Origin of the sequence: Terriglobus sp. TAA 43 (assembly GCF_000800015.1) — a bacterium.
Lineage (GTDB): Bacteria > Acidobacteriota > Terriglobia > Terriglobales > Acidobacteriaceae > Terriglobus.
Window position 1 is genome coordinate 171,446 of record NZ_JUGR01000002.1, and the last position, 24,753, is coordinate 196,198.

21 protein-coding genes and 1 pseudogene are annotated in these 24,753 nt (G+C 55.5%); 10 read left to right on the top strand and 12 right to left on the bottom strand.

Annotated features, from left to right (window positions below; all coding sequences use genetic code 11):
* Window positions 1-4: 4 nt before the first annotated feature.
* From M504_RS15335 to M504_RS15350, 4 genes are all read right to left on the bottom strand, one after another.
* Window positions 5-415, bottom strand: a complete 411-nt coding sequence (locus tag M504_RS15335; protein WP_047495402.1) for a hypothetical protein — start codon at window positions 413-415, stop codon at window positions 5-7.
* A 432-nt stretch (window positions 416-847) separates the two neighbouring features.
* Entirely contained in the window at window positions 848-1,441 is a 594-nt protein-coding gene (locus M504_RS15340; RefSeq protein WP_047495405.1) for a hypothetical protein, read from the bottom strand.
* 83 nt (window positions 1,442-1,524) lie between these two features.
* A complete protein-coding gene (locus tag M504_RS15345) occupies window positions 1,525-4,602 on the bottom strand; it encodes a P-loop NTPase fold protein (RefSeq protein ID WP_084214453.1) in 3,078 nt (1,025 codons plus the stop codon).
* Between the two features lie 227 nt (window positions 4,603-4,829).
* Window positions 4,830-5,249 (bottom strand): SOS response-associated peptidase family protein, encoded by a 420-nt coding sequence (locus M504_RS15350; RefSeq protein WP_084214454.1) that lies wholly within the window; start codon window positions 5,247-5,249, stop codon window positions 4,830-4,832.
* A 42-nt stretch (window positions 5,250-5,291) separates the two neighbouring features.
* Here M504_RS15350 and M504_RS22140 point away from each other — a divergent pair, with 42 nt between their 5' ends.
* The 6 genes from M504_RS22140 to M504_RS15380 all read left to right on the top strand — a co-directional run bounded on the left by M504_RS22140 (window position 5,292) and on the right by M504_RS15380 (window position 10,894).
* Entirely contained in the window at window positions 5,292-5,885 is a 594-nt protein-coding gene (locus M504_RS22140) for a response regulator transcription factor (protein ID WP_047495411.1), read from the top strand.
* A 394-nt stretch (window positions 5,886-6,279) separates the two neighbouring features.
* Complete coding sequence (locus M504_RS15360; protein WP_052200896.1) at window positions 6,280-7,053, top strand: alpha/beta hydrolase; 774 nt, start codon at window positions 6,280-6,282, stop codon at window positions 7,051-7,053.
* A 367-nt stretch (window positions 7,054-7,420) separates the two neighbouring features.
* Window positions 7,421-8,344 carry an ABC transporter ATP-binding protein gene (locus M504_RS15365; protein ID WP_047495417.1) on the top strand — a complete coding sequence of 308 codons (924 nt, stop codon included), beginning with the start codon at window positions 7,421-7,423 and terminating at the stop codon, window positions 8,342-8,344.
* 11 nt (window positions 8,345-8,355) lie between these two features.
* Entirely contained in the window at window positions 8,356-9,156 is an 801-nt protein-coding gene (locus tag M504_RS15370) for an ABC transporter permease (RefSeq protein WP_047495420.1), read from the top strand.
* An 11-nt stretch (window positions 9,157-9,167) separates the two neighbouring features.
* Window positions 9,168-10,277, top strand: coding sequence for a sensor histidine kinase (locus M504_RS15375; RefSeq protein WP_047495423.1), 1,110 nt, complete (start codon window positions 9,168-9,170; stop codon window positions 10,275-10,277).
* A complete protein-coding gene (locus tag M504_RS15380; protein WP_047495428.1) occupies window positions 10,274-10,894 on the top strand; it encodes a response regulator transcription factor in 621 nt (206 codons plus the stop codon). The genes M504_RS15375 and M504_RS15380 overlap by 4 nt, the downstream gene beginning before the upstream one ends.
* A 73-nt stretch (window positions 10,895-10,967) precedes the next feature.
* Here M504_RS15380 and M504_RS15385 read toward each other — a convergent pair whose 3' ends face one another.
* The 8 genes and pseudogenes from M504_RS15385 to M504_RS15415 all read right to left on the bottom strand — a co-directional run bounded on the left by M504_RS15385 (window position 10,968) and on the right by M504_RS15415 (window position 21,429).
* Window positions 10,968-12,017, bottom strand: coding sequence for a hypothetical protein (locus tag M504_RS15385; RefSeq protein WP_047495431.1), 1,050 nt, complete (start codon window positions 12,015-12,017; stop codon window positions 10,968-10,970).
* Window positions 12,014-13,420, bottom strand: a complete 1,407-nt coding sequence (locus M504_RS15390) for a c-type cytochrome domain-containing protein (RefSeq protein WP_047495434.1) — start codon at window positions 13,418-13,420, stop codon at window positions 12,014-12,016. Before M504_RS15390 ends, M504_RS15385 begins: the two co-directional genes overlap by 4 nt.
* Before the next feature lie 6 nt (window positions 13,421-13,426).
* Complete coding sequence (locus M504_RS15395; RefSeq protein WP_084214455.1) at window positions 13,427-14,974, bottom strand: DUF1501 domain-containing protein; 1,548 nt, start codon at window positions 14,972-14,974, stop codon at window positions 13,427-13,429.
* A gap of 13 nt (window positions 14,975-14,987) precedes the next feature.
* Window positions 14,988-18,080 (bottom strand): DUF1553 domain-containing protein, encoded by a 3,093-nt coding sequence (locus M504_RS15400; RefSeq protein WP_052200897.1) that lies wholly within the window; start codon window positions 18,078-18,080, stop codon window positions 14,988-14,990.
* 54 nt (window positions 18,081-18,134) lie between these two features.
* Window positions 18,135-18,404 (bottom strand): annotated as a pseudogene (locus tag M504_RS22760) (c-type cytochrome domain-containing protein); the annotation flags it as partial.
* A 106-nt stretch (window positions 18,405-18,510) separates the two neighbouring features.
* Complete coding sequence (locus M504_RS15405) at window positions 18,511-18,984, bottom strand: protein-disulfide reductase DsbD domain-containing protein (RefSeq protein WP_047495440.1); 474 nt, start codon at window positions 18,982-18,984, stop codon at window positions 18,511-18,513.
* Between the two features lie 39 nt (window positions 18,985-19,023).
* Window positions 19,024-20,238 (bottom strand): redoxin domain-containing protein, encoded by a 1,215-nt coding sequence (locus M504_RS15410; protein ID WP_052200899.1) that lies wholly within the window; start codon window positions 20,236-20,238, stop codon window positions 19,024-19,026.
* A 54-nt stretch (window positions 20,239-20,292) separates the two neighbouring features.
* Entirely contained in the window at window positions 20,293-21,429 is a 1,137-nt protein-coding gene (locus M504_RS15415; RefSeq protein WP_084214456.1) for a redoxin domain-containing protein, read from the bottom strand.
* Between the two features lie 202 nt (window positions 21,430-21,631).
* Here M504_RS15415 and M504_RS15420 point away from each other — a divergent pair, with 202 nt between their 5' ends.
* From M504_RS15420 to M504_RS15435, 4 genes are all read left to right on the top strand, one after another.
* Complete coding sequence (locus M504_RS15420; RefSeq protein ID WP_047495443.1) at window positions 21,632-22,312, top strand: MarC family protein; 681 nt, start codon at window positions 21,632-21,634, stop codon at window positions 22,310-22,312.
* 206 nt (window positions 22,313-22,518) lie between these two features.
* Complete coding sequence (locus M504_RS15425) at window positions 22,519-23,103, top strand: RNA polymerase sigma factor (RefSeq protein WP_047495446.1); 585 nt, start codon at window positions 22,519-22,521, stop codon at window positions 23,101-23,103.
* Window positions 23,100-23,831, top strand: coding sequence for a hypothetical protein (locus tag M504_RS15430; RefSeq protein WP_052200900.1), 732 nt, complete (start codon window positions 23,100-23,102; stop codon window positions 23,829-23,831). Before M504_RS15425 ends, M504_RS15430 begins: the two co-directional genes overlap by 4 nt.
* Complete coding sequence (locus tag M504_RS15435; protein ID WP_047495449.1) at window positions 23,828-24,694, top strand: HEAT repeat domain-containing protein; 867 nt, start codon at window positions 23,828-23,830, stop codon at window positions 24,692-24,694. The genes M504_RS15430 and M504_RS15435 overlap by 4 nt, the downstream gene beginning before the upstream one ends.
* The last annotated feature ends 59 nt before the right edge of the window (window positions 24,695-24,753 follow it).

A 24,753-nucleotide genomic window follows, 5' to 3' on the forward strand; every position in this document is an offset into this window, starting at 1 on the left:
AACACTATCTATCCAAAGCGGATTCACCTTCTTGAGTACCACTCGACGGCGTTTGCTCTTTGTTCGCGGCTGACGCGGCACGCAGCAGGAGAATAGCTAGGGCGATCGCCGCCGAATACTCGGCGAGGTCGAGGCCAAACCGCTGAAGCAGTAGAGCGGCTATGCTAGCAGCACCCGTCTTGAGAGCCCACTCGAAAATTTTGTCGACAGGCTTGCCTGATATCTGGATCAATAAACTGCGCCAATAAGAATTCATCCAGTCTTTTGAAAAGGGCTCGTAGCCTGCGTCGATGGCGAGTGCTGGCATATCGGCAAAAATCGCGCGCGATAGACGCATGTTTTGCTGAACCAATATTTGTAAATCGCTGTCACCTTTTTGATCCAGAGAGGCTACGATCTCATCGTCTTTATTCATGTGAGTTCACTCCGAGCTGAAGCTAATACCTACGGTTTGGCAATGCTGCTGCAACTGAAACCAAGCTCATATTCCGGACGACTTAAGAATTTCTGTGCAATTAGCTTATCTTGCTTTTCCCGCGTTATCAGTAACCGATTCCTGAGCCCAATGTCTGACCATCATTTGTCTGGTCTTGTGAACATCGCAATTCTCTATCCGCTACAGTCAATGCAAAGTCGTATGTGAGCAGCGCGAGAACTGAATGGCAAAATTTCTCGAGAAATCTGCTACGGGCATGCATAGCTTTGCACCCTGTCGTGAACAACTCACTGTTCTACTAGTTGCTAGGCGACCGACATGCGGATTCTTTCACATTCGCGATTGAGGTGCATTCTCTTTTTTGGCGGCCGAACTTGAATAGTCGGAGAAATTTTCCAGGGCGTCAATGTCCTAGAGAAGGCTTTCTCCCTCCTCTTCAATGGCTCTGTTTTCTTTGATTAAGAGCTCTCTTCTGTCCTCCCATTCTGGGTCCGAAGACTCCCAGTGTCCCGTGCCATCTGGTAGCTCTTTCCACTTATTGCACATTCCGAATAGGAGGTTGGTATCACTTCGCGCAGCAGAAAGGAGGGGTTGGACCGGCGAGCGCAAGAAGTACAGCTCCACTAGGTCCATAGACAGTCGATAGTCGTCAATCGTCTTCGACTTAAACACGTCTTCGTTTACCCGATCATTGTGTTTGCAGAAGTCTGAAACTTGTGCAGTGTAAGCGTGCGATTTTTCTAAGAACATTGCTAGTGCTTGCGACTTTTGCTCACGTTGAAGCTTTAGCTTGTCGGTCATCTGACCCAAGATGAATGCAGTTGCGACGGCTCCCAATAGACCCAAAGTCAAAGTTCTCCAAGTCTCCGCCCAGAACTTCTCAGAGTCCGTCCATTTACCCTGTTCAGCTTGAACATCTTCAGAAGACATGTGCAACTCTGCCTGTTTCACTGGCTCAGGCTCTACAGCGCCCGAAATGTTGCGAGTCGCCTCGGATTCGAACATACGCACCTCGTCACAGATGGAAATGGGGAAACCAAGAGAAATTCAGATCGAATGTCAAAACAGCATTGACAGCGAAATGTAGCTCAATTCGCAACGACTCCTCCAGCGAGTTCAACATATTTCGGAAGATGTTCTCGCAGCTGTGGCCAAACCTCCCTCAAGGAAATGATCATAGTGCGAGCACCGGACCGTAAGTGTGTCAGCGCAGAGCTTCTCGAAAGTTCCTCCTCGCGCAGACGATTCTCGGTCTTGAGCATCTCCCACAAAGTTTCGTCGCCTTGTATGGCAACTAGGACGATGAGAATGTCATCCGGGATGACGTCACTTGCGACCAAAGTTCCGACAGCATCGATGTCTGGCTCCCCCTTCAACCTCGGATAAAGAAGCCGCGCTATTCTGCTCGCTAAGCGATCGAGAGCGGGCATAGGATCCATTTCCGTGAGCCCCCGTTGTCGCATCGCGAGAAACCGAACCTTATTCATATATCGCTTCAATGATCGCGGACTGTGAAAGATGCCGTGAATGAGCGGAATCCAGCTGATGAGCGCCTCCTGAAACGCGGCCGAATCACTTACTGTGAGCGACTCATCCATAGTCAGCAAAATGCGTAAGAGGAGCGGCAGAACGCTCAATAGAAGCGCTGCAATGCCTGCAACGATGAGCCCGGTGGAACCAGGACTCGGAAGCATCACGTACCTGTCAGACGGGGTGGAAAGAGTAGCGGGTGTGACGACGAGCCGCATCGGTGTCGGTACGTCCGCCTTCTCGGAGACATCACGACTAGATGAAAAAACCTTAAATCGATTGCTATTGGTCAATGGAGTCGTCGTCTCCGCAGAGCTCGGCAAGTGTTCTTGTTCGTTCTGGCTGTCCGACAAGACAAGGCTCTTGGGTGCAAGTTGCACCTTGATACCGCCGAGGGTAGTAGAAACTCGTGAAGTATCCGCTTTGATTTCCGGAGTAGAAAATGCTCGATCGATACGCTCATAGATGGGAGATCTCCATATCGCAATCGTGTATGAAAAGATGCTCACGAGAAAAACAGTGCCGAGTATAGGGCCCATCCACTTTTCCAAGATTCGGAAGAAAGAACGAAGGGATACTTCTCTGGCTTTGCGCTCGAGGATCCGGGTCCGGATCCAATCCTCAAGAGTCGGCATGGCAATCTGTGACCGGGGAACGATGATATCTCCGGCTTGCACATCTGTGGGTTTGGGAATGGTGATGTCAATTTGAATGAGCTTCTCGAGATACAGACCAGCGTAGGATCGATCAAGCTGGGCAGCCGTCCAATCGGACTCGCGGTCGAGGCCAAGAAGCTCGGGGGGTATGCCTTCGACAAAGTCTTTGAAGGCGACACCGAGGAAATGTTCGACGTAAGGGCGAGCCAGACCAAGAATGATGGCGCATTCTCCAGAGGTGACGAGGAAGTTAACGGCCTCCAATATTTCGCGGATTTTCTCAGGCCTGCACCTATCCAGATCATCAACCACAATGACAAGTCGGCGATCTCCAAGGACGTTGATCAGTTTTTTGAAATCATTGCTGAAACGTTGACGGAAGGTTGTTTGGGCGCTCAGATCTTCCATCGTCACCGAGCCCGAGTACGATGCGAGCAAAGAAGCAGGGTTTGCAATCAGCGAGCCCACACTTGTTTTCAGCTTCTTGAGGGTTCCCACGAAAGCGACACAGCTTGAGATTAGAGCAGCCCAGAGTTTGATCTGAGTGGTGAGATGAGCTGCGTCTCTAGTATCTGAAATCAGTTTGTCAACAATGTGGAAGATGAGCATCAGTAGGACGATGCCGACAAAGCTAAGCAACGTAGTGATAGGCCAGTTCTTGCCGAGTTGCGCAAGGAGTAACTGGAATCGACGAGTGATACCGCGACGCGACCAGAGAGCTTCGAGCGACTGCACGCGCACCGCCTGCAAGAGTGCTGCGAGCATTTGCTCCTCCGACTGATGGTGCCAGGCATTAAACCAGACCATGCTGGTAGAAGTTTCCATGTTCGCGCAGATCAAATTCATTAGTGAACTCTTACCGCTTCCCCACGCACCGTTGATCGCCAGGACAAGCGGCAAGCCTGTGTTGGCGTTACGGAGAAAGAGCGAAATGCCACGCGCCATGGCATGAAAACCCATTGCGTCGTCGTCTCCCCAATTGAGGGGCCGGTCCGAGACGCCGAGGTTCGCGATGGTATCGTCCATGAGTGCGGACTGTGCCTTCGCCTTTGAAGCTCGATAGAGGAGATCGCCAGCCACTAAAAGAACAATGAGATACCACGGCGCGGGAAGGCGGATGAAGGGAACGAGTGGACGTGATGGAGCTGTGATTCGTATCGGATCGGAGTCTGTTCCCATGACCCAGAGGGAGTGTCGATCACTCGGTTTCAAGAAAAAGTATGGCGAACGGCCTTCATGCCTATCTCTGGAACAGAAAGGAGAGGGCTGATGCTTATTTTGTTGAGGAAGCTGAAAACAATCGGTGATCGCAACAGGCGGAGTGAATGAGAGTTCTCCAGCACTGGCTTCTTCAAGGGGAACAGATGCAATTGTTGGAGCCGATCCTTGCTGCTCACTTCGCAGCCACGAAAAGAATTTCGCCAAGTTTAGTTCTCTTGGCCATGACACGCCCCCATCAATTGTGTGATAAATCGCGGAGTTGCTCGCGACCAATACGGCCTCCTTTTGAGAGAACCATTCGATAGCAAGCACTGCCGGAGCGGCTCGCGACGAGACAATGTCGCAGGACCTCTGCCTCCAGACTTCCTGCGACAAGGAAAAACAATCCCACTGCGAGATAGGTTCCGTCTCGCGTTGTCGAGCGAGAAGACCAGCGTCCCCACCGATCCAAATTGCGTCATCTGCGACGGCTACGGCCCGAATATTTTCATCGATGAATGGAAGCATCGTAGCCTCAGTATTTACATCCGAATAAATCTCGTATCTTGGAAGGTTAATCGTCGACAGAAACAGATGTGGGTGGTCGACGCGGGAACCAAAACCCATAAATGATCGAAAACCCAACACTTGCATAACAGCGAAGGGAGTAGAGGCTAATACCAGCAGAATGCTTGCCGAAAGGTAAAAGCGCTTCTTCCAATTTCGCCGCGGCGAGACTGAAATTTTAGACGCGACGGCTTGAGTCGGTGGTGCTGGCATGCGTTCATCTCCGAGGCTCAGAGGAGCATTAGTTACTTTTGGGGAACCCAAGCATATCAAATAGAGCCACAAATCCGGCTAGTGAATTACAGAACTCAGAGCCGCCGCGTTCTCGACGGTCCATGACAGGCTTCGATTTTGGGAATGATTAGAAAGCGGACGTCACTTCCACAAACTGACTGACCATCTTAGTTTCATCAGCCGGAAATGCGGGGCAGGATACTCCATCATTGGCTCTCGAAGAGACTGACCTGCGCATTGCTAATAGGAGATGCATCCACGAGTTCAGCTTTCATCCTGTCCGCCGAAAGGATACGAAGCAAATGAACCGGAGCTCGTTCTGATGGACTGAGGTATTCTTCGTAGTCCTTGGGCTCCAGAAAAGTTGTCATTCGATCATGTATCGGCGCCATGAGTTCGTTCGGCTCACCAGTGAGTACCGCGAAGGTCTTCTCCCAATGTTCGGTCGTTGGATTCTTCCAGAGCTTCCAGACCGCAGCCATCCCGAACGGACGTTGGCCAGGGATAGTGAACTCCCACTTCGGCTTCTTGCGCGTAGGTCCTAGAATTCCGTTTAGAGACGCTGATTCTGACGGTGGCTCGGCATGGATAGCACAGTACAAAGCCACGGCCTCACAAACCTGCATATAAGCTGCAGGCCGGCTGCTCACAAGGAAGCGCCGTCACCGATGAAGATCGTCTATACCGTTGTTGAAGACCTGAGATTGAGTCACACTCTGCATACGGCGTTGGCGGCGAACGGTGTCGCTGTTATCTCGTTACACTCCTCCAGCGAGTGCCTGAGTCATGAAAATCGTCACGTAGCGTCGTGTCTTCTACTCAGTGAAGGATTGGCAGGCATGGACTGCGGTTCTCTTCCCTATTTGCGCGAGAGAAACTCACCACCGATCATCATCATCTCGGTGAATGGCGATGTCCCATCCTGTGTTCGCGCTCTCAGGAAAGGAGCACATGACTACCTCACTGTGCCGCTGATGGCGCCTCGTCTCTTTCAGGCCATAGAGTCTGCATTTGACGCGGACCGAAGGTTGCGCGCAGAACTGCAGGAGACCGCGGAGTTGAGAAGCCGTTGGGCATCGCTCACAACCAGAGAAGCCGAGATTATGCACTATGCGGTCAGAGGATTCCTGAATAAGCAGACTGCAGCAGAGCTCAAGATTACTGAAAATACCGTCCAGGTACACCGCGGGCGCGTGATGCGCAAGATGCATGCAACGTCGTTGGCGGAGCTGGTGCTCATGTCAGTCAGGCTTTCGAGCTAACTCTTCTGCGATAGGCTGCACGGTTCGACGCAAAGGAGTAACCGTCCTGACGAACTACGTCTCCGTCCCTTTCAAGTCAAGAGTATGTTCAACCTACTAACAGTCTGGATGAAAGCCGTAGGGAGGTAAGCGATGGGAGTCATCGACTTGTTCTTTGTTGGATGTCTCTTCGTTGCTTTCACACTTTTGAGTGTCAGAGATTCCGGGACCGCGAAGCAGTCAGTAGCAACAGCGCACAACGAATCCCCCAATAAGAAGTAAGTGCATGAAGATGCTTGCCGCCAGAATGCACTTACGGGCTCGAGAGATTGTGGGACGCGCAGTCGTAGTATTCGACGTCGATTAATTCTGAGCGACGTATTGTTGGAACGCTATGTCAACAAGGAGGAATGCGATGAGATTTTTTAGATGGTCTGGTGTTGTTGTTTCGCTCTCGCTTTTGTTAGCCGCGAGCATGAGCTCGTTTGCGCAATCAAAGCCCCGAATAAAGAACATCGTCCTAGTACACGGAGCTTTCGCAGATGGCTCAAGCTGGGCAAAGGTTATTCCGATTCTGGAGTCAAAGGGCTATCACGTCACAGTTGTGCAGAACCCGCTGACATCGTTGACAGATGATGTGAACGCAGCGCTACGGATCATAGCGCTTCAGGACGGGCCGACAATTCTCGTAGGGCATTCATGGGGTGGGGTGGTCATTACCCAAGCCGGTAACGATCCTAAGGTGAAGGGGCTTGTCTATGTCGCCGCCTATATGCCGGATCAAGGCAAGTCAGCCAATGACACGAGTGGTCCGTACGGGCCAACACCTGGACAGAAGAGTATCCAGTTAGATGACAAGCACTATGCACGGGTCTCTTCAGAAGGCGCGATCAAGTATTTCGCACAGGGACTCCCGATGACTGAGCGCCGCACAGTGCTCGCGGTACAGGGACAAACTTACGGTCCGATGTTTGACGAGAAGATCACCCGGGCCGCGTGGAAGTCAAAACCATCGTGGCATGTTATTGCCACAGAGGATCTCATGTTGTTTCCCACCATGGAAGAGACACAAGCCATCAAGGCAGGTGGTAAAGCCTTCAAGATCCCTGCGTGCCATGTGGCTATGCTGCAGCAGCCCCAGAAGGTTGCTGAGGTGATTATGGCTGCAGCTAACGGTGCAAAGCCATGAAAACGGCACACCCACTGATCCCGTTGAGCAAGGTCGACGACCTACACCTATCGATAGCGTGAATCGACCAGCGAGGAGATGAAATGAATGCGACAACGTTCGCAACAATCAATCCGTCTACGGGTGAACAGTTGCTGGATCAGAAGTAAACTTTTGTGTCGCTGATCATGTCGTAGCCTACTGCCGTCTCGTAGGAAGCCGCGAGCCGGGGCATCGAGAGTATTCAGTACCGGTTCAGTCATCTCATGATCTGAACTTTCACCGCATGACAAACGTCATAGCCGATTCCTGACACACTGCACTCAAATCACCGCCGCAAGGCTTCCATACTCAGTCTCGTAGTCAGGACGTTTCTGAGGAGTCCCCGATGCCCGTCGCAGTGGAAACCGTCGCATCCCTAACCAATATCACCAAGCGCTACAAGAACGGCGTCACGGCGCTCGATGGCCTCTCGCTCGATCTTCACAGAGGAGAGATCATCGCCCTGCTCGGCCCCAATGGCGCGGGCAAGTCCACCGCAGTCAAACTCATGATGGGCCTGATCGCGCCCACCTCCGGCACCGTAGGCATCTTCGGTGCAGACCCGCGCGATCCACACACACGCCTCCGCACCGGCGTCATGCTGCAAGTAGGTCGTGCGCCAGAGATGCTGCGCGTTCGCGAGCATGTCAACATCTTTCGCGGGTACTACCCCCACCCCGTGCCTTACGCCGACCTGGTGAAGGCAGCCGGACTCGAAGGCATCGAAGACCGTTTCTTCGGCCAACTCTCCGGCGGACAGAAGCAGCGCGTCCTCTTCGCGATTGCGCTCGCGGGTGACCCAGACCTGGTATTCCTCGACGAACCTACCGTCGGCCTTGACATCGAATCACGCCGTACCATGTGGGCCGAGATTCGCGCCCTTGCTGCACGCGGCAAAACCGTACTACTCACCACGCATTACCTGGAAGAGGCAGATGCCCTTGCGCATCGCATCATCGTCATCAACAAGGGCAAGGTCATTTGTGAAGGCACACCGGCAGAAGTAAAGTCGATGGGCAGCGGCAACCGCTCCGCTACAGCAAAGAGCATCAAGATCATCCGCTGCGCCACCACCCTCACCGCCGATCATCTGCAGGCGATGCCTAGCGTAGTCGCCGTAGTCAGCGTCGGTGCACTCATTGAAATCACTAGTGAGCAGCCCGAATCTACCCTGCGCGAAATGCTCGCACTCGACCAGTCACTCGGCGCGCTTGAAGTGGAAAGTCCCGCACTGGAAGACGCTTTCCTCGCCCTCACCTCGCAGAACTAACGGAGCCAACCATGTCTACCACCGCTACCCTGCCCATCGTCTCCGCAGCCGCGCCCAGTGCCTTCCGTATCTTCCTCACGGAGATGCGCTACGAAGTCATCCGTGCGCTCCGTACGCGTGCATTCTCTCTTTCAGCCATCGGCTTCCCCGTCATGTTCTATTGCCTCTTCGGCCTCATGATGAATCGCAACCAGACCATCGGCGCAGTCGACGTCACCAAGTACCTCCTCGGCGGCTACGCCATCTTCGGATCACTCGGCGCGGCCATCTTCGGCATCGGTGTTGGCGTCGCTCTCGATCGCTCGGCTGGATGGATGGAATTGAAGCAGGCAAGCCCCATGCCGCCGCTCGCCTACGTGCTTTCCAAGGCCTGCATGGCCGTTGTCTTCTCGCTCATCATTGTGTCCATCCTCACCGTGCTCGGCATCGCCTTCGGCCACGTTCACATTACGCTGTTGGAGTACCTGCATATCTTCGGCATCGCCGCGCTCGCGGCAATCCCGTTCTCCTGCCTCGGCCTCGCCATGGCATTCCTCGTGCCTCCTACGGCCGCAGGCGGCATTGCCAACCTTATCTACCTGCCCATGAGCTTTCTCTCCGGTCTGTGGGTGCCGCTCAAATTCCTGCCACACGCCCTCCAGGTGATCGCACCCGTCTTCCCCACGTATCATCTTGCTCAGATGATGTACTCGACCCTCGGCGCACCATCTGAAGGCACGCTCACAAGCCACCTCTTCGGGCTCGTCGGCTTCACGTTCATCATGCTTGGCATCACCTGGCTCGCCTACCAGAGCCGTTCAGAAAACGCATAACCGGAAAAGCCATGTCGCTCCCAATTGAAGACCTGAAAAACGCGAGACGGAAGATGGACAACAAAGGGGCCACCCTCATCTGGCTCGCGTACACAGCCTTCCTCTTCATCGACCCGGTCTTCAACCCGAGTATGCGTCTCTGGCTGGGAACACTCGCTGTCTTCGCAGTCTTCCTCGTCGTCTACTACCTCTACGCTATCTCCTGCGACAGGAAGCTCCGCTACTGGATGGTGGCTATCACTTTCCTCCTCGGCGCCATCACGTTGCCGTGGAACTCCGGTGGCATCACCTTCTTCATCTACGCGGCCAGCTTCCTGCCGTTCATCCGCGACGACGCCTATCTCATCATCGGCTTCATCGCTCTCGAATCCGCCACGATGCTTGCTGAGACTTACATCCTGCACAACCGAGGCTGGCATGTATCTCCCATTAGCGGCTGGATGGGCTCATTCCTCACGCTCATCGTTGGCGGCAGCAACTTCTTCTTCGCCAAGCAGGGCAAATCCAATGCGAAGCTCCGCATGGCCCAGGAAGAGATCGAGGCACTCGCCGCCGTCGCAGAACGCGAACGCATTGCGCGCGATCTGCACGATGTCCTTGGCCACACGCTCTCACTCATTGTGTTGAAGAGTGAACTCGCCGGACGCCTCGTCGCGAGCAACCCGCAGCGCGCCACTGAAGAGATCGCCGAAGTTGAACGCACCGCCCGTACCGCACTTGCAGAAGTACGCGAAGCTATCGGAGGCTATCGCGCCCGCGGCCTCGCGGCAGAAATTGAAGCAGCACGCAAAACACTCAACACCGCCGGTGTAACGCTGCATGTAGAAGCTGCAGACTCCGCCGAAGGCAAACTCACAGCGACGGAAGAAAGTGTGCTTGCATTGGCTCTGCGTGAAGCCGTGACCAATATCGTGCGCCACGCCCACGCGAACACGTGTAAGCTTCGTTTCGTAACAGCAAATGGCCAACGCCGCTTCATCATTGAAGACGACGGGCAACACACCGAAGTCCGTGAAGGCAACGGCTTACGTGGCATGCGCGAACGCGTTGAGTCACTCGGTGGACACCTGCTCCTCACCCGCGACACAGGCACCCGACTGGAACTACAACTCCCCAAATGAAGACTCAAAATACCATCCGCGTCCTGCTCGCCGAAGATCAAACGATGCTCCGCGGAGCGCTTGCGGCTCTGCTCGAACTGGAAGGCGACATTCACGTCGTCGCGCAAGCAGCCGATGGTCGCGAAGCGCAACGCCTCGAACGCGAGCACCATCCCGACATCGTCGTCACCGACATTGAGATGCCACAGATGACGGGCCTTGAACTTGCGGCACACCTGAAAGACACTGGTTCGCAATCCCGCGTCATCATCCTCACCACCTTCGCGCGCCCCGGTTATCTTCGCCGCGCGCTCGACGCCGGTGCGCGAGGCTACCTGCTCAAAGACCGTCCCGCGTCGGAACTCGCTGAAGCCATCCGCCGCGTCCAATCTGGTCTGCGTGCGGTTGATCCCGCGCTTGCCGCCGAAGCATGGTCCGCAGATGCAGACCCGCTCTCCGATCGCGAACGCCAGATACTGCAACGAGCAGGCGATGGCCGTAGTTCCGCCGATATCGCAGCAGAGCTGCATCTTTCAGAAGGCACTGTGCGCAACTACCTGTCGGAAGCTATCGCCAAACTGGGCGCCGCCAACCGCACAGACGCAGCGCGCATCGCCCGCACGCGCGGCTGGTTGTAGCTACTTCTTAGAATGCAACGCTGGATCAAGACTGACCAGGTCGAAAGTCAGTTCCTTATGCGCTCGTTGTTACTCATGCAGTGATACGTTCGAACTTGGAAACGCGGCCGGTCTTATTCCAATCGGAGATGTAGATGCGACCCCGTGAGTCTACGAGACAGCCGTGCGCGGCGCTGAAGAGTGCGGGCGCAACCGTTGCAGGATTTAGATCGTATTTCGCCCACATCGTGCGATCCGGATTATCACCGAGAAATGCCACGATAGCGTTGTCTTTATCGAGGATCGTGACACGGCCTTCGAGTTCGGAGACGACTGCGTGCTCGCCGTAAAAGCTGACCTGACACGGGCGACGCATGTGCGTGGCAATGTTGCGAACGAACTTTCCATCGAAGTCCATGTGTACGAGCCTGCGGTTTTCGCGATCGCAGACCAGCAGCAGCGGCTGGTCATACCGTGTGTCTACGGCGAGTCCATGACTGCACTGGAACATCCCGTCTGTAATTCCCTTGCCCGCATACGCCGCTTTGTAGTTGCCATTCTTGTCGAAACGAAACAGACGCGAGTCGCCGTATCCGTTTGCGATCCAGAGGTCTCCATCGGGCGCGGACACTGCTGCAGTCAGACGCCATGCATTCGGTGTTGCAAAGCCCGCGTCACGCGGCGCTGTGATCTTTCTCAATATCGTGCCGTCTGGTTTGACGGTCAGGTAGAGCCAGTTCGCTTCTGGCGTCCCTTTCTGCACTGTCACATGGAAGCGCTCTCCGTCGGAGTCCTGTTGATGCACCATGGAGTGTACTTCTGGGTAGTCCTTAAGGATGCTGCGTAGCAGCGTGCCATCGTGTGAGTACACGAGGACGCCGGTACTGCTTTGCGTGGCGACGTAGATGTTGCCTGCGACGTCGGTAGAAATCGCGCCGTGTGTACCACCGTAGATGGTTCCAGCGGGCAGCGCGCCCCAGTTGCTCACAGTGCGGTAAGTCCATTCACCATTGCCGGTAATTGAGGTCATCGGCGAAGCCGCCTGTGCATGTGCCGTCGTTGCCTGATTCAAACTGCTTACAACTGCTACCGCAGCCGAACTGGCTAGGAAGCTGCGACGTGTCCAAGTGAATGCACCGCTCATGATGTCTTCCTCACCTCTGCTGCTTGCGTCAAAGGCTGTGCAGGTGTGTTGAAAAGGTATATATGCTGCAGGCTGGGCAGCGATTTCAACCGCGCGGCGCTTTCGCTCGTAATCTTCGTCCCGCTCAGGTTGAGATAAGTCAGTTGCTTCAACCCTGCAAGCTTCTCGATCCCGTTCCCGGCAACACTTGTGTTGTCCAGATGAATCGCGCGCAGATGTGTGAATTTGGCGAGCGTTGTAAAACTAGCGTCGGTGACTGCAGTTCTAGCGAGATCGACCTCGACGATGTACGGAGCGTATTTCTCGAACTGCGCGAGTTGCGTATCGCCAAAGCTGCTTGCAACGTCGAGTGTGTTGAGTATCAAGCCGTCAGACGGCTTTGCGGAAACGGTCAGTAGCTTTGCTCCGGGCACACTCTTCATGCGGTCAATCGCAGGCTGTAACGCGCTGTAGTCTCCCACCGGCTCAAGAGGAACGTTACTCGGCTCTCGAATCGAGATGCCTGCAAGATGTGTAGCTGTGGGCGACGCACCCTGCTGAATCCATGCCCTGATCCATGCAATCTCTTCCTGGCTGAGTGGTGGTTTTCCCTCCGCTGGCATGAACTGCTTGTGACCTTCCGGAAGCGTGACCCGCTTGAGCAGCAGACTATCGTCCGGCTTGTTGGGCACGATTACGGGGCCGTCTTTACCGCCCAGCATGAGTGCCTCGAAGGTGTCCATGCGTAGTTTTCCTTTGACCTGGCCGTCGCCATGACAGGACATGCACTTCTTATCCCAGATGGGGTCGATGTGCTGTACGTAAAACGAGTCGCTCTTTGCCTTCGAACTGCCCAAGGAGACGATCGTTTTAATCGGACGTGGCGCATACACGGTGAGGTAATTGCTGCCATGCGTTAGGGAGCCGCCCTGGTGCGCTGCCCACATCATCACCATCAGTGTGATCGCCAGCAATGCCGGATAGACCTTCTCGGTCGGAAACGCTGACCATAAAGGACGCGTCAGCAAACACAGCATGGTGCATACGGTGAGCAGGATGCCGCCCCACATATGGCGGGTGACTCCTGGACCAGCCGCACCACTTCCAAAGGCAAGCAGATAACCCAGAATTACCGATGCGATGCAACCCACGAACGCCAGGCCGAGTACAAAGCCTGCAGCCTCGCGCAGCGCGGGCTTCCGTCTGCCACCAAGTTCAAGCAACGGCACCAGCAGTATGAGCGTGACCGGCAGATGTACCGCAAGCGGATGAAAGCGTCCCAGGAACTGCTGCCAGTCCGCATGGGGCTGGCCGTTCAGTCGAACGATCCATGGCAGACTGAGCAGCAACAGCGACAGCACGATTGCGGCTGTCCATCGTCTGCGTGAGGTGTCGTCCTTCCAAAGAATTTTGTTAGCGAACACACACCCTCATGCCAGAAGCCCCTGCACCACGTTTGCGGGTGTGGTTCCCGTCAGCTTCTGATCGAGCCCCTGGAACTTGTACGTCAACTTGTTGTGATCAATGCCAAGGCAATGAAGGATGGTGGCATTGAAATCGCGCACCGGCACCGGGTCTTTCACAACGTTGTAGCTGTAATCGTCTGTCTCGCCGTAGGAGATACCGGGACGCACACCGCCACCAGTCATCCACGTAGTGAAACAGCGCGGATGATGATCTCGACCATAGTTCTCGCGCGACAAGCCACCCTGGCTATACACCGTGCGGCCAAACTCGCCGCCCCAGATCACCAGCGTGTCGTCCAAGAGCCCACGCTGCTTCAGGTCGGTCACCAACGCATAGCAGCCACGATCCACTTCTTCGCATAGCGTCGGCAGTGTTCCCACTACGTTGCCGTGTACATCCCAGCCACGCTTGTAAACCTGCGTAAAGCGCACACCACGCTCCGCCATGCGCCGCGCCATAAGGCAGTTGTATGCGAACGTACCGGGTTCCTTTGCCTCTTCGCCATACAAGTCCCACGTCGTCTGTGGTTCCTTGCTCAGGTCGGCCAATTCCGGCACGGATGTCTGCATGCGATACGCCATCTCATACTGAGCAATGCGCGAGTTGGTCTCCGGATCCCCGACCTCTTCGTATGTCTCACGATTAATCTGATTCACAGCATCGAGCATTTGGCGGCGCGTCGTGCTATCAACACCATCGGGATTGTCGATGTACAAAACCGGCTCACCCCCCGAGCGCAGACTTACGCCTGCGTACTCCGACGAAAGAAAGCCACTGCCCCACAAGCGAGACGATACCGGCTGATTGTCCTGTTTGGGATTCAGCTTGGTCTGGAGCACAAGGAAGGTCGGCAGATTATCGTTCATGCTGCCAAGCCCATAGGAGAGCCATGAACCCAGACACGGCTTGCCCGCATTCATGTTGCCTGTGTTCATCAGCATGATTGCGGGTTCATGATTGATGGCGTCGGTGTTGGTCGACTTGATGATCGTGAGGTCGTCCACCAGCTTGCTGGTGTATGGCAACAGATCGCTGACATAGGTTCCCGTTTGACCATAGCGCTTGAAATCCCAATGAGAAGGTGCAACGGGGAAACGGGCCTGGCCTGCGGTCATTCCGGTCACCTGCTGCGCTCCTCGAACAGAATCGGGGATGTCCTTGTCATACTGCGCAGCAAGATTCGGCTTGTAATCCCACATATCGAGCTGTGGCGGGCCGCCGGACATGAACAGATAGATGGCGCGCTTGGCCTTGGGTGCAAAATGCGGCAGTTTCAGTTCATCGGGGCCGGGTGCGCCTGCGGGTGTCTTTGGGCTGGACGCATGTGTTTGTAAGGCACGTTCGCCAACGAGGCTTGCCATGGCGGCCCATCCCATCACCTTGCCGGCACGGCCCAGGAAGTGACGGCGTGTCTGTAGCGATGCCCACTCTCGCCGAACCTCTGCAGGAAGCGCAAGGCGCGAGACGTCCAGTTCGTGTTCGTTATCCGTGCAGAGAGGATGCTGTTTCATGTCCTGTCCCTCATTACTTCGTCAACGTCTCGTCCAGGTTCAACATTTCGCTGGCAACCATAGTCCATGCCGCGAGCTCCGATGCGGAGATGGACGTATCACGCTTCATTTCGCCGACTGAGACAAGCTGGGTTGCAGCCTTCGCGTCGGTCGCATAATGCTTCTGCATCTTGTCGAGCGAAGCCATTAATACTGCCGTTGTTTTTGGCGATGGATCACGGGCAAGGAGAATATTGCTCAAAAAGCGAATTCGCTGCTCTGGTTGCCGTCCCCCCTGTTTGATCACGCGCTGCGCAAGCGCTCGCGATGCCTCCACCCACTGCACATCGTCCATGGTGACCAGCGCCTGCAGAGGCGTGTCCGTGCGCTGTCTGCGTGTGCATGCCCCGTCACGCATCGGTGCATCGAACGCATCCATATCTGGCGCGACAGCCATGCGCTTCCAGTAGGTGTACATGCTGCGGCGATAGAGTGCGTCACCATGGTCCTGCTCATACTTTGCCGTATCGGCCCGGGGGTGGCTCACCTGCTCCCAAACGTTCGCAGGTTGATACGGCTTCACACTCGGGCCACCGATCTTGTTCACAAGCAAGCCGCTGCTCTGAAGCGCGACATCACGCAGCATCTCTGCATCCATGCGGAATCGCGGACCATGCGCCAGCAGTAGATTTCGAGGATCTCTCTTTAGTTGATCGGGCCGAGTCACCGCGCTTTGGCGATACGCCTCCGACATCACCATCAACTTGTACATGTGTTTCATGTCCCATCCGCTCTCACGAAACTCGACGGCAAGCCAGTCAAGCAATTCGGGATGCGAAGGACGACCGCCCATGATGCCGAAGTCTTCTGTGGTCTCCACAAGACCCGTGCCGAAGACTTCGTACCACATGCGATTGACAGTAACTCGAGCGGTCAGCGGATTCTGAGGACTGACTGTCCACTTCGCCAGTGCGAGGCGATTATGCAGCATGTTCGCAGGCAATGCCGGGAGGTAGTGCGGCGTGTTGGCAGCGACACGCTCAGCACGTGCGGTGTAGACACCTCGTGTCAGAACATCGGCATATGGGATCGAAGGCTTTTCAGAGGAGACCATGGAGAGTTCTCCGCCCTCCGATAGCTTGGCAAGTTCGCCGTCGAGCTTTGCGATCTCAGCCTGCTTTGCCATCGTATCCGCGTTGACGTGGTTCAGATAGAACTCGCCCATTGCGTGCCATTGGTCTGCGTTCCAGTGCGTGGTCTGCTTGGCCACCAGCTCTGCGGCATAGTCTTCATAAGGCAGCAGAGCCATCTCGTCCGGCGTCAGAGCGCGCTTGTACAGTCGAAGATCCTGATATCGCGTGTCATGCGCGGGGTTGCCCTCGGGATAACGCCAGCCAATCATCATCGGCGCTTGCGTCCGAATAGTAGGTGGCTGCGCCTTGTCGTTCGGGCGAAGATTGTCCACGACGACTGTTGTCGCTATCGACTTGCCATCGACGTAAAGTTTGATGCCCGCAGCCTTACCCGAACCATCGTAGGTAAAGAGGATGTGTTTCCAGGAACCATCAGAAGGAATGGGTACTACTGCGGCGACACGAATCGCACGCCCCGGTTTCTTCTCCTCAGGAGGTGGCGCCGCTGCCATCTTTTTGGGATCAGCCTTCTTTGGATCAGGCTTCTTGGGAGCTGGCTTGGGACGAGGATGAGGGTCGTCATAGTGAAAGGCCTGCTGTGCTGCCTTCACCGGCGCGGGATCCTTCACCACAAGGCCAGTCGGCCCTTCGTCTGCCAGTTGCAGGTTGAGCACGCCGCGATTCACGAAGAGATCCCATCCGCGCATATGGTTATTGCTATCCACCTTGGAAATCAACGTCCCGCCTGCGTTCCTGAAACTGGGTGCGGCGCGAAGCATGATCCAACCGCCTGCGGAGAGCGGCTGGTTCCACTCGATGTCACCGGTCTGACCGAGGCCTATGCGAGTGGTCGTGTCCAGGCGGAAGTCAGGCCATAGGAATGTGTTCTCTCTCCACTGCGGCTTGTTTTTACCAATGGAAAATTCTGCGGGGCTCGCATGAGGCGCCGAGTTCTTAAGCACCTTGCCACCTCCCTCATCCAAGCGCAGGCGAAGTTGCATGTCATCCGTCGACACAGGAGTCGGCAGATCCTTCTGCGATGCAAGCCACGCGGTGACCATGCTGCGTTCATCTGCGCGAGCTTGATTCATGCTGCTCTGCAGCTCCGTTCGCCGAGCCCACACGCGGTCATATGCTGCTTCATTCTGCGGCTTCGGCATCCGTACCACAGGAGCCCAATTCGGAGCGTCGCCGTTGAAAGGCAGCTCTTCCATATTGTTGAAGAAAGCGCTCAACGCATAGAAGTCTTTCTGCGTGGTGGGGTCGTACTTATGGTCGTGACATACGGCGCAGCCAACGGTGAGCCCAAGGAACGCGGCACCATAAGCTTCTGTCCGTTCGCGGGCAATGTTCACGCGCAACTCTTCAGGAATCGCGCCCCCCTCATTACTGCTGATACCCGAGCGCACATAGGCGCTGGCGATGACCGCGTCCAGCGTCTTTGCCGACATCATGTCCCCGGCAATCTGCTCCATCGCAAACTGGTCATAGGGCTTGTTCAAGTTAAAGGAACGGATCAGGTAATCACGATACGGCGAGATATAGCGATTGTTATCGAAGTGAATCCCGTAGGTGTCCGCATAGCGCGTGTAGTCCAGCCAGTACCGCGTGCGCGCCTCGCCGTAGGCCGGTCGCGCCAGTAGGCTGTCCACCAAATGCTCATACGCGTCAGGCGACGTATCCTTCACAAACGCCTCGACCTCTTTCGGGTCGGGCAGCAGGCCGGTCAGGTCGAGCGTGACACGACGGATGAGAGAGCGTTTGTCCGCCTCGGGAGATGGTGTCAGCCCCTGCTTCTGGAGACTCGCAAGGACGAAGTGGTCGATGGGATTCTTGGCCCATGCCGCATTGTTTACTTGCGGCAGTTGCGCTTTGACTGGAGCCTCAAAAGCCCAATGCGGACGGTAGATCGCCCCTTCTTTCACCCACTCCTTCAGCACAGCAATCTCTTCCGGCTTCATGGGCTTGGCGTCGCCTTGCGCGGACTGAGGCATCAGGTAGTGCGGATTCTTGGATTCGATCCGCTTGACGAGTTCACTCAGTTCCGGATGATGGGGGACGATCGCATCCGGATGTCCCGGCCGCTTCCGAAACGCCGATTCCTCAAGATCAAGTCGGAGTCCAGCCTTGCGATTCCCAGGGTCGGGCCCGTGGCAGCTGAAACAATTGCTGGCAAGGATGGGTTGCACATCCCGGTTGAAATCGAGGTGTCCCCCGCCATCGACAGCCGCATGTTCAGATTTGCTCTTACAGCCGGACAGCCCGGCGACCAGAAGGCATACCACTAGCCATCGCCCACAGACGGAGGATTTCGTCATCAAAAATCTGAGCAGCCGTTCCACGGAGGGTAATCTTAAACCCTTGGAACGAAGACATGCACTGACCACTTAAGGGATCAGCCGATCCCACGGTGGCAATAGCCCTTCACTTGCTCTCCAGAGGAGCCAAAAGATGGGCTGTGTAGGGTGGCAGGCAAAGCCTGTCATTACATGCCTGGAAACGGACATCGAGAGGTATCGAAGCAGTTCCGGCCTTCGCCTCCTTCTTCACATCGAAGGCCAGCTTCACAGCGGTGAGATAGTAGGCGGTCTCCATTTTAAAAGTGGGATCTTCGTGACGGATCACGCTCGTTTCGGGTACGGGAGCTTGCAAGGCAAACGGCGCCCCCGTAGGAATGGTGATCTTCAGCGCCATGGGACCACCCGCTGGCTGCGAGAGGGCATACACATGCCAGCCATCCTGAATCGTTGCCGAGAGCGCTACCGTTACAGAAGTGGTGGTGGACTTTGTTACCGCCGCATTCCACTTCACGATTTCGTAAGGCTTCTGACCATTAAGAAGCGTCGTGAGAGCAAGCAGTAGAAAGAGGCATCCGAGAAGGCTTTGTCGCTTCTTCATGAGGTGAGTCCTTATGGAAGATGATGTTGCGCTGCCCCTCTACTTTGTGCGCGACGCCCAGTACTCCGCCTGGCCGGGATAGTGAGGGTTGTCTGTAAAGTTCGCCAAAACTGCATGACGCAGCTCAAGAACATCCAAGGGGCCTTTATGTGTGTAAACGACCTTGCCACCCGGCGCGATTACCGCGGTGAACTCTTCGTTAGCACTCAACGTCGTGCCGAAAGCATCGCTCACCGCCTTCATGTCTGTGGCAGCTAACTGCAAGTTGCGGCTGGAGGCATATTGCGCATGCAGGAAGTCGGTTGCTTGAGTCGTCTTTGCCGACCCATCGGTATTCACAGTCACGAAGTCGTAGGCTCGTCCTCGGTACATGCGATAGGTGGTTTGCAGAGCTGCAAAATCCTTCTCGCCGTTTGGAACCGTTGTGCTCCAGAAGTGCACCACGGTGACCTTATCGGTATTGTTTGCGCGAAGCGCCGTCATCTCGGCGGCAGAAGTCGGCGTCAACGCAACCGGCTCCGCGTGAATCTTCGCCATCTCACGGTCGACGTCGCCTGTTTTTGACAACCACTTGGTCGAACATCCGAAGGCAGGTCTATGCGGAACCGCGACGGTGCCCCCTGAGAGCAAGGCTTCGATAGCATCGTTTGCATCGTGCACCTTCACCAGGCTTTGGTTCTGGTTGTCATCGATTCGGCCTTCATAGCGAAGCTTACGATCCTGATCAAAGATGAAGACATGAGGTGTCGCCACAGCTCCGAACTTTTGCGCTGTGGTTTGTGTTTGTCCGTCTGAGACATATGGCCAGGGAATCTGGCGATCTCGCACCCGAATCTTCATATCGTCCGGTGCGTCCGTCAGATCCGTATAGCCAAGCTCATCCAAACGCACCGCCTTTGGATTGTTCGGATTGATGGCAATAAACTCCACGCCTTTGCCGTGATACGTGTCGTACAAGGCGCGCATACGTCCTTCGTAGTTCTCAGAGACTGGACAATGAACCGACTCGAACATCACCACGAGCACTTTGCCTTTGCTGAACTCCGATAGTGTGTGAATCTTGTCGTCCGTTCCCGTCAATGCAAAATCCGGCGCGTCAGTCCCAATGGGCATCAGCGGATGCTCGAGGTTAGCGCTCATCGGAACGGTCTTGGTGGCACCAGGTGCCGCTGGAGGGGCAGGCGCAGTTTGAGCAAAGGCCAGGGACGAGGCGGTGGCGAGCGCTGCCTGTATAAGAATTAGATTGCGACGCATAAATCTGCTCCCCTTGTTAGCTCGAAAGCAATAAGTTCGTTGACGTGGAGGGGGCTATTTCGCCGCCCAGTAGGCTTGCGCCCCCACGTGATCCGGATCGTCAGGAAGGTTAGCGAGTATCGCACGACGAATTTCCATCAAGTCAATTTCGCCTTGTTCATGAAAGAGAACATCCCCGCGCGGGGACAGGAGCACGGTCACGGGTACTGCGGAACCAGCGTTAGGATCAAACGCGTCCTGCATGGCATAGGTATCATCGGAACCGTAGAGCAGGTTCGTCGTCGTGGCATTCATCTTACGCAGGAAGGCAAGAACCTCAGGCTTCTCCGCAGGGACATTGGAAGATACCGTGGTGAACGCGAGTCCCCGGTCGCGATACATCCGGTTGGTCGCCATAAGGTCCGGAAACTCTGTGACACACGGGCCACACCAGGTGGCATAGAAGTTGATCAACAGTAACTTCCCGGTGGGATTCCGGCGAAGCGCCGTCAGCATCTCCGCGCTGGCAAGGGTCACGTCGATTGGCCTCGACTCCGGCATCGACTTTGCGTTCGTCGTCGCTCCCAGATGTAACTTGCATCCAACCGCTGTCGTCGTCGACAACTTGACCGGTTTGTCCGCAAGCAATGCTTCAATCGCATCGGATGCGTTGTGCACTGTGCTTTGCCCATCGGACGGATCGCTATCGATCCTACCCTCATATCGCAGTTTGCGAGCTGCGTCGAAGATGAAGATGTATGGAGCCACGGTCGCACCAAAAGCCTGCGCAGTGCTACCTGTATCGCCATCATAGAGATAAGGAAAGCGGAACTTACGAAACTCCGCACGCTCCTTCATATCCTCAAGACTGTCGCCCACGTCAGACCAGGCAAGATCCCTCTCCGTAACCGCCGCTGGATTGCTGGATTGAATCGCGATGACCGCAACTCCCGCAGAGTTAAATCGCTGCGCCATCCCATTCAGCCGCGCTTCGTACACCTGTGAAGCCGTGCAGTGGTTGCATAGGAAGGCGACGACGAGTACTTTGCTCTGTTTCCAATCTTCAGGTGTGTAGACGACACCGTCTGTCCCGGTCAGCTTGAATGACGGCAGTGGCTGACCGGGCGTCAATAGCCTTGCCGCTGCAGACAGCCACGAAACCGCCAGGGAACCGAACAGAATAAAAAGGAAAACGTAGAATTTTGTGCGCACGAGCGTCGCCCCAAAAACCGACTGGCCATTATCTATAAGCCGTCAGTGCTTCAGAATGCAAGCATCGCCGGTTTGATCCACCCAGGTTCACCGATTTTTGTTCAATACGAAGTGACCGAGGGTTGTGCAGTGCTCCGCAATCGAACGGAAACCCGAAGCGCTTCTGTACTATTCGAAGACGGAACATTTCTAAGGGGGCTTCTTGATCGTTTGGAGTTCGTTTCTGATCGCGTTCAGCGCGTTGTTGCCGCTCGTCAATCCGCTCAGCTCAGCCCTTGTGTTCCTCGGACTCGTCGGAGAGGCACCGCCGTCTGTCTATCGCGCGCTTGCCCGGAAGATCGCGATCAATACAGTCTGTTTCCTCGCAGTCTTTGAGCTGCTTGGTTCAGCCATTCTCAACTTTTTCGGGATATCTCTTCCGATTGTCCAGGTAGCGGGCGGCATCGTCATTGCTGCCATCGGCTGGTCGGTTCTGAATGCTAAGGATTCCGAAGCATCCGCTAATGACAAGCGGGAAGAGGCGCAGCTCAGTTCTCTTCGAAGATTCGATAGCCTTCAAGACAAAGCCTTTTATCCCTTCACGTTTCCTGTCACAGCGGGGCCAGGAACACTTGTCGTGTTGCTGACCTTGAGCGCACGTTTCTCCGATGGAACCCGTAGTTCCGTGGTGTTCGGACATTTAGGGCTTTTCATTGCAATCTTTGTGCTGAGCGTGGCTGTCTATTATTGCTATGCGAATGCGCCCATCATCACCAAGGCGATTGCGCCGTCGACCGCGCATGGCATCTTGCGAGTGGTCGCTTTCATACTGCTTTGCATCGGCGTCCAGATTCTTTGGAATGGTCTATCCTCGCTTCTACTCACTGTGATCCATCACCGATGATGATGACGCATTCTTGGGGATGCGTAGCCGTTCAAAAACGGTCGCGTGTGATCTATCGATTTCACCCAGCGGCAGGACGTTCCCTTCAGCTTCGGAACCGTCTCTGAGCGATTGACGTGCCTACTCTAAACGGCGCTGTGATTTAACCGCTTTCCGCCAGAAAATTCTTCCTAACCATTGCCAAAACTCATTGTCTAATCGAGCGAATGGAACGGGACGAGTCAGCAGCCATCCAGCGTGTGCTTCGCGGTGATCGCGACAGCTATCGCCTGCTCATGGAGCGGCACTATCCCGTCGCGTATCGCATGGCTTTTCGTATCACCGGCAACGCCGAGGATGCGGAAGAGGCCACGCAGGACGCATTCCTTCGCGCCTACCGCAAGCTGGAAAGCTTTCGGCAAGACAGCAACTTCTCAACCTGGGTGAACCGCATCGCGATGAATTCTGCACTCAATCTCGTGGAACGCCGAATGCGAGACATCAGTCATGGAGCGCAGCAACTGGATGAACCGGCTGCACCCGGAACACTTCCATTACAGGTTGCCGATAGTCACGCAGGACCGGAGAGACAACTTCTGGATGCCGAGTCGGCGCGGTTGCGGCAGAAAGCGATGGAAGCGCTCACACCGATGGAGCGCACCGCATTCACCATGCGACACATGGAAGACCTTCCCATTGCCGAGATTGCAGAAGCTTTGCGGGTACCCCCGAACTCCGCAAAGCAGGCGGTGTTTCGCGCCGTCAGTAAATTACGCGGATCGTTAGCTTCGCTTGCAGGAGGGACGCGATGAGCAATCAGCATTGGCAAGACAACCTGCAAAATGATGAGCAGGAACTGATCGCCTACCACTTGGGTGAGCCGTGCGACGAGAAGGCTATACGCGCTCGCCTGCAAACGGATGATGCCTATGCTGCGCTTTCTGAATCAATCCAGCGCACGCTTCGCGTCTTTTCCGCGGAACCTGTACCGGCGCCCGATACGCAGGCTGCATGGCAACATCTGCGCAATAGTCTTCCCGTCCTTGAGCGCCCCCAAAAGACGCGCTTCTGGCAACAATTCGTACTTGTTCCCGCAGGCATCATCGCTGCTCTGTTGGTGATCGCAGCCTTCTTTGTGCCGCGCCTTCTACGCAAACATGCAGAACCAAGTGAAGCAGGAGTAATCCAGCTTCGACAACCTGCGGAGAATGTTGGAACACAAAGTGTCTCGGAGCATCTGGACCGCGCCGAGCGCTGGCTCACCGTTGTAAACCACGCAACCGCTCCCTTGGATGAACAAACGCAGGCGGAAGGTGAGCGATTGCTCACCAGCAATGCGGTCTATCTGCGTGAGGCGCGGAGAGATGGCGATCTGCCCGACGCATTTGCGCTGGAACGCCTGGGTCGCGTGCTCACCTCAGCCCACAATCCGGCTGAAGGCGGAATGCAACTGCGGGTGGAGATGAATACCGACGGCCTTTTGTTTGACCTGCGCATACTGCGCCAGAACCACAGCCATCTGACTGGAGAACCCCAATGAAACTAAGCCTTCGCACTGCATGTCTTTTGATTGCGTGCTGCACGACACCACTTATGCATGCAGCCGCTGTTGAAGTCTCTCTCGCGGTACCTGCGGAAGACGACTACACACGCGGTACACAAGCGCTAGATCAGCAACGGTGGCAGGACGCCATTACTAGTTTTGATCGTGTGGTGGAAGCCAAGGGCAAGAAGGCAGATGCCGCGCTGTATTGGAAGGCATATGCATTAAACAAACTTGGTCGCGATGAGCTGGTAAGCAGCACATGCTCACAATTGCAAACGAGTTTTGCCAGCAGCAGCTGGAACAAGGACTGCGCTGCGCTTACTGTTGCACGCGGTGCTTCCACCGCAGAAGCAAGGGCTGACCGCGACTCACGGCGTAGCACCGTCGGGTCTGACGCAGATCTGAAAGCCCTTGCATTGAACTCCCTGCTGAACCGCGATCCCGCGCAGGCGCTCCCTCTCGTTCGCAATATCCTTACCGGCAATAACTCACCAGAGTTGAAACAAAGGGCCCTCACGATGCTCGCGCAAAACTCTTCACCCGACGCACAGGCGCTGGTACGGGATGTAGCGACAGGCAAGGTCGCTCCGGAAGAACAGAAACAAGCCATCCGCATGATGGGTGTTTTTCAAGGCAAGCGAGCCAATGACACTCTTGCAGAGATCTATCGCTCTTCGAATGACCGCTCCATCAAGCGGACAGTAATCTCCTCGCTGTTCATCTCCGGCGACGCGCCGCGGATGGTCGACCTTGCGCGCAACGAGAAAGATCTGAGTCTGAAACATGACATCGTTGCCCAGCTTGCCCTGATGAAGGATAAGGCGGCAACCGATTACATGATGGAACTTCTGAAGTAATTCACCCACAGCGAATAACACTCCAGACATGCCGCTCGCATGTCCTGGACCTTCTACGC

Excerpts from the sequence above, each read along its gene's own strand:
- M504_RS15410 (WP_052200899.1), bottom strand. The coding sequence starts at position 20,238 with ATGCGTCGCAATCTAATTCTTATACAGGCAGCGCTCGCCACCGCCTCG.
- M504_RS15430 (WP_052200900.1), top strand. The coding sequence starts at position 23,100 with ATGAGCAATCAGCATTGGCAAGACAACCTGCAAAATGATGAGCAGGAA.
- M504_RS15335 (WP_047495402.1), bottom strand. The coding sequence starts at position 415 with ATGAATAAAGACGATGAGATCGTAGCCTCTCTGGATCAAAAAGGTGAC.
- M504_RS15375 (WP_047495423.1), top strand. The coding sequence starts at position 9,168 with ATGTCGCTCCCAATTGAAGACCTGAAAAACGCGAGACGGAAGATGGAC.
- M504_RS15380 (WP_047495428.1), top strand. The coding sequence starts at position 10,274 with ATGAAGACTCAAAATACCATCCGCGTCCTGCTCGCCGAAGATCAAACG.
- M504_RS15350 (WP_084214454.1), bottom strand. The coding sequence starts at position 5,249 with ATGCAGGTTTGTGAGGCCGTGGCTTTGTACTGTGCTATCCATGCCGAG.
- M504_RS15360 (WP_052200896.1), top strand. The coding sequence starts at position 6,280 with ATGAGATTTTTTAGATGGTCTGGTGTTGTTGTTTCGCTCTCGCTTTTG.
- M504_RS15435 (WP_047495449.1), top strand. The coding sequence starts at position 23,828 with ATGAAACTAAGCCTTCGCACTGCATGTCTTTTGATTGCGTGCTGCACG.
- M504_RS22140 (WP_047495411.1), top strand. The coding sequence starts at position 5,292 with ATGAAGATCGTCTATACCGTTGTTGAAGACCTGAGATTGAGTCACACT.
- M504_RS15365 (WP_047495417.1), top strand. The coding sequence starts at position 7,421 with ATGCCCGTCGCAGTGGAAACCGTCGCATCCCTAACCAATATCACCAAG.
- M504_RS15340 (WP_047495405.1), bottom strand. The coding sequence starts at position 1,441 with ATGTTCGAATCCGAGGCGACTCGCAACATTTCGGGCGCTGTAGAGCCT.
- M504_RS15370 (WP_047495420.1), top strand. The coding sequence starts at position 8,356 with ATGTCTACCACCGCTACCCTGCCCATCGTCTCCGCAGCCGCGCCCAGT.
- M504_RS15385 (WP_047495431.1), bottom strand. The coding sequence starts at position 12,017 with ATGAGCGGTGCATTCACTTGGACACGTCGCAGCTTCCTAGCCAGTTCG.
- M504_RS15425 (WP_047495446.1), top strand. The coding sequence starts at position 22,519 with ATGGAACGGGACGAGTCAGCAGCCATCCAGCGTGTGCTTCGCGGTGAT.
- M504_RS15405 (WP_047495440.1), bottom strand. The coding sequence starts at position 18,984 with ATGAAGAAGCGACAAAGCCTTCTCGGATGCCTCTTTCTACTGCTTGCT.
- M504_RS15345 (WP_084214453.1), bottom strand. The coding sequence starts at position 4,602 with ATGCCAGCACCACCGACTCAAGCCGTCGCGTCTAAAATTTCAGTCTCG.
- M504_RS15395 (WP_084214455.1), bottom strand. The coding sequence starts at position 14,974 with ATGAAACAGCATCCTCTCTGCACGGATAACGAACACGAACTGGACGTC.
- M504_RS15400 (WP_052200897.1), bottom strand. The coding sequence starts at position 18,080 with ATGCCTCAGTCCGCGCAAGGCGACGCCAAGCCCATGAAGCCGGAAGAG.